The following is a 12,058-nucleotide window of genomic DNA, read 5'->3' as shown; positions in this document are numbered from 1 at the left end:
AGCTCCCTCGGCACGTTCAAGACGTGAAGTCTTGAACGATGAGAAGCCCCGAAACGTTTCAGCGTTTTCGGGGCTTTTTTGTTTTCGTTTGTCGGGAACCAGACACCTGTTTTCCCTTCTAAGCTTCTGGCAGACCCCCAACCTGCCTCGTCCCTCCAGGAGTTATTCCATGTCGTTACGCCGTCTCGCTTTGCTGGCCTTTTGCGTGCTGTTGGCCGCTTGCAGCAAGGTCAATCAGGAAAATTACGCGAAGCTGTCGGCTGGCATGGCCAAGGCCGAAGTGGAGTCGTTGCTGGGTAAGCCGACCGATTGTTCCGGCGCGCTGGGTATGTCCAGCTGCACCTGGGGCGATAAAAACAGCTTTATCAGCGTTCAATATGCCGGTGACAAAGTTCTGATGTTTTCCGGGCAAGGCCTGAAGTAAACCGGGGCGAAAGCCTGCGGGAGAAGAAGAATGATGCGTTTTGTTGTGTTCCTTTGCGCCAGCCTGTTTTTGGCGGGCTGCGCCAGCCATTCTGGCGATGATCTGCAACCCAAGACCGCGGGTAACGTCAACCTCAAGCGTTACCAGGGCACCTGGTACGAATTGGCGCGATTGCCGATGTACTTCCAGCGCAACTGCGCGCAGTCCGAGGCCCGCTACACCTTGTTGCCGGATGGCGATATGTCGGTGTTCAACCGCTGCCTGACCAGCGACTGGAAGTGGGAAGAAGCCAAGGGCACCGCTACGCCGCAAGTGCCGGGCAAGACCGACAAGCTCAGGGTGGAATTCAATAACTGGTTTACCGCGCTGTTGCCGGGCGTCGCCAAGGGCGACTACTGGGTGTTGTATGTCAGCGATGATTACAAGACTGCCCTCGTCGGCAGCCCGAGCCGGCGCTATATGTGGATATTGTCGCGCACGCCGACGGTCAGCGCCGACACCCGCGAAGACCTGCTGAGCAGGGCACGGCAGCAGGGTTATGACACCACGCGTTTGATCTGGCGCACGTCGGACAAGCAGATGGCGAAGACCTCGCAGTAACTCTGGATCAGCACAAATCCAATTGTGGGAGGGGGCAAGTCGAATCGTCGCACCGCCCCTCCTACATTTGTTATGGGTTGCCTGTTAACCGAGTAACTCTCTCAAAACCTGGGTAAACGCCCGGCTGCTCTCTTCTTCAGCGGCATGCCGCCCGTCGCGCACCACCCACTTGCCGTTGACCAGCACATCGCGCACCTGGCGATCGCCACCGGCGAACAGCCAGCGATTGAGAATCCCGTCTTCGGTCGCCGTCGCCAGGTACGGATCGTTTCCGTCCAGCACCAGCCAATCGGCGCGCTTGCCCACTTCCAGCCGCCCGATCGGTTGCCCCAGCGCCTGGGCGCCGCCGTCCAGTGCGGCATCGAACAGCGTGCGGCCGACCATCGGTTGGTCGTGGCGATACAGGCGATTGCGCCGCTGATCGCGCAGGCGTTGGCCGTATTCCAGCCAGCGCAGTTCTTCCACCACGCTCAGCGACACATGGCTGTCGGAACCAATACCCAGGCGCCCGCCTTGAGCGAGGAAATCCACTGCCGGAAAAATCCCGTCGCCCAGGTTGGCTTCGGTGGTCAGGCACAAACCGGCAATCGCGCGGCTGTTGGCCATGCGCGTCACTTCCTCGGGGTCGGCATGGGTGGCGTGTACCAGGCACCAGCGCTCATCGACGTCGACGTTGTCATACAGCCATTGCAGCGGGCGTTTGCCGCTCCAGGCCAGGCAGTCGTCGACTTCTTTCTGTTGCTCGGCGATGTGGATATGCACCGGGCAGGCCTTGTCGCTGGCAGCCAGCACGTCTGTGATCTGTTGCGGCGTGACGGCGCGCAGGGAGTGAAAGCACAAACCCAGTTGCTGCGCCGGCTGTGCGGCGAGGATCGGTTTCAGGCGCGCCTGCAGCTCCAGATAATGTTCGCCGCTGTTGATAAACCGCCGCTGGCCTTCATTGGGTGCCTGGCCGCCAAACCCGGAGTGGCTGTAGAGCACCGGCAGCAATGTCAGGCCAATCCCGCTGCTGGCGGCCGCCTGGCTGATCTGCCGCGACAGTTCCGCGCGGTCGGCATATGGCTGGCCGCTGACGTCGTGGTGGACGTAATGAAATTCCGCGACCGAGGTGTAACCGGCCTTGAGCATCTCGATATACAACTGGCGCGCGATGATCTGCAGTTGCTCCGGATTGATCTTGCCGACCATGCGGTACATCAGCTCGCGCCAGGTCCAGAAACTATCGTTCGGGTTGCCGGCCACTTCGGCCAGGCCCGCCATGGCGCGCTGGAATGCGTGGGAGTGCAGGTTCGGCATACCCGCCAATACCGGGCCTCTGAGCCGTTCGGCGCCGTCTGCGCTGGCATTGGCCGCGACGTGAGTCAGCAGGCCATCAACGCCGACTTCAAGGCGTACATTGTTGGCCCATCCATCAGGCAGCAGTGCGCGTTCGGCAAAGAAAACGGACATGTTCAGGGCACCCCGGTCGTGTGTTTATTTGTATATACATATACAGACGTTTGCCTGCTCGGTAAACTCCGGCAATCTATGCATCTTTTTCCCCTGCAAGGATTCCCCGTGCCGACTCCGCCCGCCAAGTCTTCACTGGCTGCCCACCTGGACGAAAGTCCGGCGCCCTTGTATGCCCGCGTCAAACAAATGATCAGCCAGCAGATCCTTAGCGGCAACTGGCCGCCCCATTACCGCGTGCCGTCGGAGAGTGAACTGGTCAGCCAGCTGGGTTTCAGCCGCATGACCATCAACCGCGCCCTGCGTGAACTCACCGCCGAAGGGCTGCTGGTACGCATGCAAGGCGTCGGCACGTTCGTCGCCGAGCCCAAGAGCCAGTCGGCGCTGTTTGAAGTGCATAACATTGCCGATGAGATCGCCGCCCGCGGCCATCGGCATACCTGCCAGGTCATCACCCTGGGCGAAGAGGCGGCCGGTTCCGAGCGCGCCGTCGCCCTGGAAATGCGTGAAGGCGGGCGGGTATTCCACTCGCTGATCGTTCACTTTGAAAACGATATTCCAGTGCAAATCGAAGACCGCTTCGTCAACGCCCTGGTCGCGCCGGAATACCTGCAGCAGGATTTCACCCAGCAAACCCCCTACGCCTATTTGAACCAGGTCGCACCGTTGACCGAGGGCGAGCATGTGGTCGAAGCGATCCTCGCCGATGCCGCCGAGTGCAAGTTGCTGCAGATCGAACCGAGCGAGCCGTGCCTGTTGATTCGTCGACGCACCTGGTCCGGTCGCCAGCCGGTGACCGCCGCGCGCTTGATCCACCCCGGTTCCCGTCACAGCCTGGAAGGACGCTTCAGTAAATGAGTGCAGTGACCGTCTGGCGCGCCGCCAATTACGTGCGTATGCCGTGGAAAAACGGCGGCGGCAGCACCGAAGAAATCAGCCGCGATGGCGGCCATGGCCTGGAGGGCTTTGGCTGGCGCCTGTCGATTGCCGATATCGGCGAGTCGGGCGGGTTTTCCTCCTTCGCCGGCTATCAACGCGTGATCACGGTGATCAACGGTGCGGGCATGGTCCTGACCGTGGACGGCGAGGAGCAGCGGGGGTTGTTGCCGCTGCAAGCGTTCGCGTTCAAGGGCGACAGCCAGGTGTCGTGTCGCCTGATCAGTGGGCCGATCCGCGATTTCAACCTGATCTATTCACCCCGGCGGTACCATGCGCGGTTGCAGTGGGTCGATGGGGGGCAGCGCTTTTTCAGCACCGCGCAGACGGTGCTGGTGTTCAGCGTGGCCGATGAGGTGACGGTGCTCGGCCAGGTGTTGGGTCATCATGATTGCCTGCAGGTGGACGGTAATGCTGGTTTGCTGGATATCTCGGTCACGGGCCGCTGCTGCATCATCGAACTGACTGCCCGCGGTTAAAAAATGTGGGAGGGGGCTTGCCCCCGATTGCAGTGGGTCAGCTTCAGATAAGCTGACTGGTCCACCGCTATCGGGGGCAAGCCCCCTCCCACATTTGTTTCTCCACTGTTCTTGCGATCTGTTTCCAGCCTTCCGCACCACTTTGTTACCGAACGCCCCAGCGTGGCGCAATACCACCCTGACGTGGCAAACCGGCCTCGCTGTAAAACCGCCCCCCGAGAAATTTCATCACGCCTCGAAGCCTTAATTTCCAAGGCTCGCGCACGCCTGTGCAAACAATCGCGCCTGCACCCCAGGAAAGTTGGCCGTTCGATTGCATATGCTTGTATGTACAAGTAAAGGTGTGTGCGTAAGAGTCGACTTCGCACGCATCCAGTTCGCGCATCGATCGCTGAGGAGTTCTGGTTGTGACCGATTTTTCTAACGCTAAGCCTACAAAATACCGAGACGTCGAAATCCGCGCCGCGCGCGGTAACACGCTCACCGCCAAAAGCTGGCTGACCGAAGCGCCGCTGCGCATGCTGATGAACAACCTTGACCCGCAAGTGGCCGAAAACCCGAAAGAGCTGGTGGTGTACGGCGGCATCGGCCGTGCGGCGCGTAACTGGGAGTGCTATGACCAGATTGTCGAGAGCCTCACCAACCTGAACGATGACGAAACCCTGCTGGTGCAGTCGGGCAAACCGGTCGGTGTGTTCAAGACCCACCGCAATGCCCCGCGTGTGCTGATCGCCAACTCCAACCTGGTGCCGCACTGGGCCAGTTGGGAACACTTCAACGAACTGGATGCCAAGGGCCTGGCCATGTACGGCCAGATGACCGCCGGCAGCTGGATCTACATCGGCAGCCAGGGCATCGTCCAGGGCACCTACGAAACCTTCGTCGAGGCCGGTCGCCAGCATTACGACAGCAACCTCAAAGGCCGTTGGGTACTGACCGCCGGCCTCGGCGGCATGGGCGGCGCGCAGCCGCTGGCCGCGACCCTGGCCGGCGCATGCTCGCTGAACATTGAATGCCAGCAGGTCAGCATCGATTTCCGCCTGAACAGCCGTTATGTCGACGAACAGGCCAGCGACCTCGACGACGCCCTGGCGCGCATCGCCAAGTACACCCAGGAAGGCAAAGCGATCTCCATCGCCCTGCTGGGCAACGCCGCCGAAATCCTGCCGGAACTGGTCAAGCGCGGTGTGCGCCCGGACATGGTCACCGACCAGACCAGCGCCCACGACCCTCTCAACGGCTACCTGCCGGCCGGCTGGACCTGGGACGAATACCGCGCCCGCGCCAAGACCGAACCGGCGGCCGTGATCAAGGCCGCCAAGCAGTCGATGGCCGTTCACGTCAAAGCGATGTTGGACTTTCAGAAACAAGGCATCCCGACCTTCGACTACGGCAACAACATCCGTCAGATGGCGCAAGAAGAGGGCGTGGAAAACGCGTTCGACTTCCCAGGCTTCGTACCGGCCTACATCCGCCCGCTGTTCTGTCGTGGCATCGGCCCGTTCCGCTGGGCCGCGCTGTCGGGCGACCCGCAAGACATCTACAAGACCGACGCTAAAGTCAAAGAGCTGATCCCCGACGACGCGCACCTGCACAACTGGCTGGACATGGCCCGCGAACGCATCAGCTTCCAGGGCCTGCCGGCGCGTATCTGCTGGGTCGGCCTGGGCCAACGCGCCAAGCTGGGCCTGGCGTTCAACGAAATGGTGCGCAGCGGTGAGCTGTCCGCGCCGGTGGTGATCGGCCGCGACCACCTCGACTCCGGCTCGGTGGCCAGCCCCAACCGCGAAACCGAATCCATGCAGGACGGTTCCGACGCCGTGTCCGACTGGCCGCTGCTCAACGCCTTGCTCAACACCGCCAGCGGCGCGACCTGGGTCTCGCTGCACCACGGCGGCGGCGTGGGCATGGGCTTCTCGCAGCACTCGGGGATGGTGATCGTCTGCGACGGCACCGACGAAGCGGCCGAGCGGATTGCCCGCGTGCTGCACAACGACCCGGCCACCGGGGTGATGCGTCATGCCGATGCGGGTTACCAGATCGCGATCGATTGCGCCAAAGAGCAGGGCTTGAACCTGCCGATGATCAAGTAACGACTGGCTCGGTTTCTGTGGGAGCTGGCTTGCCTGCGATTGCATCACCGCGGTCTACCCGAAAGACCGCGTCGCCCGCATCGCAGGCACGCCAGCTCCCACAGAAGAGCAATCAGTACCCAAAACAATCCATCAGAGGTTGAACACACATGGCTGCAAATGACGCGCGTGCAAGCTCCACCCCGTTGATCGAAAGGCGTTCGATCGACTACATCCCGGAAGCGGAAAGACACGGACGTCTGTTTAGCCAGTTCACCCTATGGATGGGCGCCAACCTGCAAATCACTGCGATTGTCACCGGGGCCCTGGCCGTGGTGCTGGGCGGTGATGTGTTCTGGTCGTTGATCGGCCTGTTGATCGGCCAACTGCTCGGCGGCAGCGTCATGGCGTTGCACGCGGCGCAAGGGCCCAAGCTTGGTCTGCCGCAGATGATCTCCAGCCGGGTGCAGTTCGGGGTTTATGGCGCGGCCATCCCGATCGTGCTGGTGTGTTTGATGTATCTGGGGTTCACCGCCACCGGCACCGTGCTTTCCGGTCAGGCGCTGGGCCAGTTGTTCGGCGTCAGCGACAGCGTCGGTATCCTTGTCTTTGCCAGTGTCATCGTGCTGGTCACGGTGCTCGGCTACCGCGTGATCCACTTCATCGGCCGGGTCGCCAGCGTCATTGGTGTGATTGCCTTTGTCTACCTGTTCAGCCGTCTGATGAGCCAGGCCGACATTGGCGCGCTGCTGCAAATCCGTCACTTCAGTTGGAGCAGCTTCCTGCTCGCGGTGTCGCTCGCAGCCTCCTGGCAAATCGCCTTCGGCCCTTACGTGGCGGACTATTCGCGCTACCTGCCGAGCCAGACGTCCTCGCTGAAAACCTTCCTGGCCGCCGGCGCGGGGTCGGTGATCGGCGCACAGGTGGCGATGGTCCTCGGTGTGTTTGCCGCCGCTCTGTCCAACGGGCAATTCGCCGGTCATGAAGTGGCCTACATCGTCGGTTTGGGCGGTACGGGGGCCACCGCCGCGCTGCTGTATTTCAGCATCGCGTTCGGCAAGGTCACCATCTCCACGCTGAACTCCTACGGCAGCTTCATGTGCATTGCCACCATCATCAGCGGCTTCCGGGGGCGCCTGCAGGTCACGCGCTTGCAGCGTCTGGTTTTTGTGCTGGCCATCGTCGGTACGGCGACTCTGATCGCGTTGCTCGGCCAGCACTCGTTCCTCGGTGCGTTCAAGTCTTTCATCCTGTTCCTGCTGGCGTTCTTTACGCCCTGGAGCGCGATCAACCTGGTGGACTACTACTGCATCACCCGCGAGCGTTATGACGTGACGGCGCTGGCCGATCCGGACGGGCGTTATGGGCGTTGGAACCTGCTCGGTATCAGCGTCTATGTGTTCGGTGTGCTGGTGCAATTGCCGTTCATCTCCACCAAGTTCTACACCGGTCCGCTGGTGGCCGCCCTGGGTGATGTGGATATTTCCTGGATCATCGGTCTGATAATTCCCGCAGTTCTCTATTACGTGTGTGCGAAAAAATGGCACAGCGCCGTGCCCGATCAACTGATTCTGCCGGTCGAGCAGGACAGCGTTGTACCTGCCCCAGCCAGCGGCGCCAGTCGCTCTGCGGCGCGGGCCTGATTGGACGTGGACCGGGCAGGATGCCTCTTGACTGCCGTAAGCCAACTCATGATTAGGAGCGTCACACAATGAAATCGAACAAGACCCTGCTGACCACATTGCTGTCCATGGGCTTGCTGGCAAGCGCCGGTGCCCAGGCGGCCGGTTGGTGCGAGTCCGGTAAGCCGGTGAAATTCGCCGGCCTGAACTGGGAAAGCGGCATGTTGCTCACTGACATCCTGCAAACCGTTATGGAAAAGGGCTACGACTGCAAGACCGACAGCCTGCCGGGTAATTCGATCACCATGGAAAACGCCCTGAGCAGCAATGACATTCAAGTGTTTGCCGAAGAGTGGGTCGGCCGCAGCGAGGTGTGGAACAAGGCCGAGAAGGCCGGCAAGGTCGTCGGTGTCGGCGCGCCGATTGTCGGTGCGATCGAAGGCTGGTATGTGCCGCGTTACGTGATCGAAGGCGATGCCAAGCGCAAGCTGGAAGCCAAGGCGCCGGGCCTGAAAAACATCGCCGACCTGGCCAAGTACGCTGCGGTGTTCAAGGACCAGGAAGAGCCGTCCAAAGGCCGCTTCTATAATTGCCCGGCCGGCTGGACCTGCGAGCTGGACAACAGCGCGATGCTCAAGAGCTACGGCCTGGAGAGCAGCTACACCAACTTCCGTCCTGGCACCGGCCCGGCGCTGGATGCGGCGGTGCTGTCGAGCTACAAGCGCGGCGAGCCGATCCTGTTCTACTACTGGTCGCCAACGCCGCTGATGGGCCAGGTCGACCTGGTCAAGCTGGAAGAAAAACCCGGCGTGGATAAGAGCGTGAGCATCAAGGTCGGCCTGTCCAAGACCTTCCACGAACAGGCACCGGAACTGGTGGCCGTACTGGAAAAGGTCAACCTGCCGATCGACCTGCTGAACCAGAACCTGGGGCGCATGGCCAAGGAGCGAATCGAGTCGCCGAAACTGGCGAAACTGTTCCTCAAGGAACACCCTGAAATCTGGCACGCCTGGGTGAGCGAAGACGCCGCCAAGAAAATCGACGCGGCCTTGTAGGTCATACGCGCCCGACTACCCTGAGGGGCAGCCGGGCGCCTGGCCACAACCCACTGGATCGAGAGCACGCTATGTTTCCTGAGAGTTTTACGTTTTCCATCGCCGACTGGGTCAACGGTTGGGTGGATTCGCTGGTGACCAACTACGGCGATGTGTTCCGGCACATCTCCGACACCCTGCTATGGGCCATCGTCAACCTCGAGGGCCTGCTGCGCGCCGCGCCCTGGTGGCTGATGCTGGCCATCGTCGGCGCCGTGGCCTGGCACGCCACGCGCAAGGTGGTGACCACCGCGGTGATCGTCGGCCTGTTGTTCCTGGTGGGCGCGGTCGGCCTGTGGGACAAACTGATGCAGACCCTGGCCCTGATGCTGGTTGCTACGCTGATCTCGGTGCTGATCGGCATTCCGCTGGGCATCCTGTCGGCGCGCAGCAATCGCCTGCGTTCGGTGTTGATGCCGCTGCTCGACATCATGCAAACCATGCCCAGCTTCGTGTACCTGATCCCGGTGCTGATGCTGTTCGGCCTGGGCAAGGTGCCGGCGATTTTCGCCACGGTGATCTACGCCGCGCCGCCGCTGATCCGCCTGACCGACCTGGGGATTCGCCAGGTCGACGGCGAAGTCATGGAAGCCATCAACGCCTTCGGCGCCAATCGCTGGCAACAGCTGTTCGGCGTGCAACTGCCGCTGGCGCTGCCGAGCATCATGGCTGGCATCAACCAGACCACCATGATGGCGTTGTCGATGGTGGTGATCGCCTCGATGATCGGCGCCCGCGGCCTGGGCGAAGATGTCCTTGTCGGCATCCAGACCCTCAACGTCGGCCGCGGCCTTGAAGCCGGGCTGGCCATCGTGATTCTCGCCGTGGTCATCGACCGCATCACCCAGGCCTATGGTCGTCCACGGCATGAGGCGAGCAAATGACTACTGTCAGCAAAATCGAAGTGAAAAACGTCTTCAAGATCTTCGGCAACCGCGCCAAGGACGCGCTGGCGCTGATCGGCCAGGGCAAGACCAAGGATCAGGTGCTGGCCGAGACCGGTTGCGTGGTCGGCGTCAACGACCTGTCCTTGAGCATTGGCACCGGCGAGATCTTTGTGATCATGGGCCTGTCGGGCTCGGGAAAATCGACCCTGGTGCGCCACTTCAATCGCCTGATCGACCCCACCAGCGGCGCGATCCTGGTGGACGGCGAAGACATCCTGCAACTGGACATGCAAGCCCTGCGCGAATTCCGTCGACACAAGATCAGCATGGTGTTCCAGAGCTTCGGCCTGTTGCCCCACAAGAACGTGCTCGATAACGTCGCCTACGGCCTGAAAGTGCGCGGCGAAACCAAGCAGGTCTGCGCCGAGCGCGCGCTGCACTGGATCGAAACCGTGGGCCTCAAAGGCTACGAAAACAAATACCCGCACCAGCTCTCCGGCGGCATGCGCCAGCGGGTCGGCCTGGCCCGCGCCCTCGCGGCGGACACCGACATCATCCTGATGGACGAAGCCTTCAGCGCCCTCGACCCGCTGATCCGCGCCGAGATGCAGGACCAGTTGCTCGAACTGCAAAAGACCCTGCACAAGACCATCGTGTTCATCACTCACGACCTCGACGAGGCGGTGCGTATCGGCAACCGCATTGCGATCCTCAAGGACGGCAAGCTGATCCAGGTCGGCACGCCGCGGGAGATTTTGCATTCGCCGGCGGATGAGTATGTGGATCGGTTCGTTCAGCGGCGGGCGGCGGTGGTCTGATCCGGATTATGTGGGGAGGCTGCTGGCCTCATCGGGAGCAAGCTCCCTCCCACAGGGGGATGCATTCCAAAGGTGGGAGGGGGCTTGCTCCCGATAGGGCCAGTAAAGCTGCACAAGAACTCAAGAAGGTATGAAGATGTCCCAGGCAGCAAAAATCATCATCGCCGACACCCCCCTGCGCTGGCAGGACGTGGTCGCCGTGGCCCGCTTCGGTGCGGTGCTCGAACTCTCGGGCCAGGCCTGGGCGCGCATCGACAATGCCCAGGCCATCGTGCAGCGCATCGTCGCCAGCGGTGAGCGCGCCTACGGCGTGAACACCGGCCTGGGCGCGTTGTGCAATGTGCCGCTGGAGGGCGCGCAACTGAGCCAACTGTCGCGCAACACGCTGTTGAGCCACGCCTGTGGCGTCGGCCCGGTGCTCAGCGACGAACAGACCCGCGCGATCATCTGCGCGGCGATCATCAACTACAGCCACGGCAAATCCGGCCTGCATCCGCAGGTGGTGCATGCGCTGCTGGCGCTGCTCAACCACGGCATCACGCCGCAGGTGCCGTCCCAGGGTTCGGTGGGTTACCTGACCCATATGGCTCATGTCGGCGTGGCGTTGCTGGGGATTGGCGAGGTGAGCTACCGCGGCCGGATCGTCCCGGCGCAACAGGCCCTGAGCGCAGAAGGCTTGCAGCCGGTGGTGCTCGGCGCCAAGGACGGCCTGTGCCTGGTCAACGGCACGCCGTGTATGACCGGCCTGAGCTGCCTGGCCCTGGCCGACGCTCATCAACTGTTGCAATGGGCCGACGTGATCGGCGCCATGAGTTTCGAGGCCCAGCGCGGCCAGATCGATGCCTTCGACGCCGAAATCATCGCCCTCAAACCGCACCCCGGCATGCAGCAGGTCGGTATCAACCTGCGTGCGTTGCTCGACGGCAGTGAAGTGATCGCCAGCAGCCAAGGCATCCGCACCCAGGACGCGCTGAGCATCCGCTCGATCCCGCAGATCCACGGCGCGGCGCGCGACCAGGTGGAACACGCGACCCGCCAGATCGAGACCGAACTCAACAGCGCCACCGACAACCCGCTGCTGCTCGGCACGCCACACAGCTACCGCGTGGTGTCCCAGGCCAACCCGCACGGGCAGTCCGTGGCGCTGGCCGCTGATATGCTGGCGATTGCCATGGCCGAGATCGGCTCGGTCGCCGAACGTCGTCTGGACCGCCTGATCAACCCCCACGTCAGCGGCTTGCCGGCGTTTTTGGTGAGCGACCCGGGGGTCAACTCCGGGATGATGATCGTGCAGTACGTCGCCGCTTCCCTGTGCGCGCAGAACCGTCAGTTGGCGCAGCCGGCGGTGCTCGACAATTTCGTCACCTCGGGCCTGCAGGAAGATCACCTGAGCATGGGCACCAACGCCGCGCTCAAGCTGCACCAACTGTTGGCCAACGTTACCCAGATCCTCGCCATCGAGTACCTGCTGGCGGCCCAGGCCTTCGAGTTTCTCAAGGACCAGCGTTTCGGCGCGGGCACCGACCGCGCCTGGCGCTTGTTGCGTGAACAGGTCGCGCCTTACGCGCAAGACCGCTGGCTGGCGCCAGACATCGCGACCGCCGCCGCGTTGCTCAAGCAGAGCGCTTTGCTGCAGCAGACTTTTCCCGAATTGCACTGAACAATAATTTCCAAGGA

Annotated in this window: 11 protein-coding genes; 10 read left to right on the top strand and 1 reads right to left on the bottom strand. The window is 62.2% G+C overall.

Annotated features, from left to right (window positions below):
• Nucleotides 1-169 precede the first annotated feature (169 nt).
• Nucleotides 170-424 carry a hypothetical protein gene (locus tag ACVWZP_RS18655; RefSeq protein ID WP_017849914.1) on the top strand — a complete coding sequence of 85 codons (255 nt, stop codon included), beginning with the start codon at nucleotides 170-172 and terminating at the stop codon, nucleotides 422-424.
• A 30-nt stretch (nucleotides 425-454) separates the two neighbouring features.
• Nucleotides 455-1,024, top strand: coding sequence for a lipocalin family protein (locus ACVWZP_RS18650; RefSeq protein ID WP_017849913.1), 570 nt, complete (start codon nucleotides 455-457; stop codon nucleotides 1,022-1,024).
• A gap of 84 nt (nucleotides 1,025-1,108) precedes the next feature.
• Here the strand turns inward: ACVWZP_RS18650 and ACVWZP_RS18645 are convergent, their stop codons facing one another.
• On the bottom strand, nucleotides 1,109-2,473 hold the full coding sequence (locus ACVWZP_RS18645) for a formimidoylglutamate deiminase (RefSeq protein WP_177031407.1): 1,365 nt from the start codon (nucleotides 2,471-2,473) through the stop codon (nucleotides 1,109-1,111).
• A 108-nt stretch (nucleotides 2,474-2,581) separates the two neighbouring features.
• Between ACVWZP_RS18645 and hutC the strand changes: the two genes are divergently transcribed.
• The 8 genes from hutC (at nucleotide 2,582) to ACVWZP_RS18605 (ending at nucleotide 12,041) form a co-directional block, all read left to right on the top strand.
• On the top strand, nucleotides 2,582-3,331 hold the full coding sequence (gene hutC, locus ACVWZP_RS18640; RefSeq protein ID WP_017849911.1) for a histidine utilization repressor: 750 nt from the start codon (nucleotides 2,582-2,584) through the stop codon (nucleotides 3,329-3,331).
• Entirely contained in the window at nucleotides 3,328-3,888 is a 561-nt protein-coding gene (locus ACVWZP_RS18635) for a HutD/Ves family protein (RefSeq protein ID WP_457370006.1), read from the top strand. The genes hutC and ACVWZP_RS18635 overlap by 4 nt, the downstream gene beginning before the upstream one ends.
• A 407-nt stretch (nucleotides 3,889-4,295) precedes the next feature.
• Nucleotides 4,296-5,981 (top strand): urocanate hydratase, encoded by a 1,686-nt coding sequence (hutU, locus tag ACVWZP_RS18630; protein ID WP_057003614.1) that lies wholly within the window; start codon nucleotides 4,296-4,298, stop codon nucleotides 5,979-5,981.
• 149 nt (nucleotides 5,982-6,130) lie between these two features.
• On the top strand, nucleotides 6,131-7,603 hold the full coding sequence (locus ACVWZP_RS18625) for a purine-cytosine permease family protein (RefSeq protein WP_057003615.1): 1,473 nt from the start codon (nucleotides 6,131-6,133) through the stop codon (nucleotides 7,601-7,603).
• Between the two features lie 68 nt (nucleotides 7,604-7,671).
• Nucleotides 7,672-8,637 (top strand): ABC transporter substrate-binding protein, encoded by a 966-nt coding sequence (locus tag ACVWZP_RS18620; protein ID WP_046384991.1) that lies wholly within the window; start codon nucleotides 7,672-7,674, stop codon nucleotides 8,635-8,637.
• Between the two features lie 71 nt (nucleotides 8,638-8,708).
• A complete protein-coding gene (locus ACVWZP_RS18615; protein WP_046384990.1) occupies nucleotides 8,709-9,560 on the top strand; it encodes an ABC transporter permease in 852 nt (283 codons plus the stop codon).
• Nucleotides 9,557-10,381, top strand: coding sequence for a quaternary amine ABC transporter ATP-binding protein (locus tag ACVWZP_RS18610; protein ID WP_046385362.1), 825 nt, complete (start codon nucleotides 9,557-9,559; stop codon nucleotides 10,379-10,381). The genes ACVWZP_RS18615 and ACVWZP_RS18610 overlap by 4 nt, the downstream gene beginning before the upstream one ends.
• A 136-nt stretch (nucleotides 10,382-10,517) precedes the next feature.
• The gene (locus ACVWZP_RS18605) at nucleotides 10,518-12,041 is read left to right on the top strand and encodes an HAL/PAL/TAL family ammonia-lyase (RefSeq protein WP_457370005.1); all 1,524 of its coding nucleotides are present in this window, start codon (nucleotides 10,518-10,520) and stop codon (nucleotides 12,039-12,041) included.
• Nucleotides 12,042-12,058 lie beyond the last annotated feature (17 nt).

Source organism: Pseudomonas sp. TE36184 (assembly GCF_054060055.1).
This window is presented reverse-complemented; position numbering and strand designations above follow the sequence as displayed.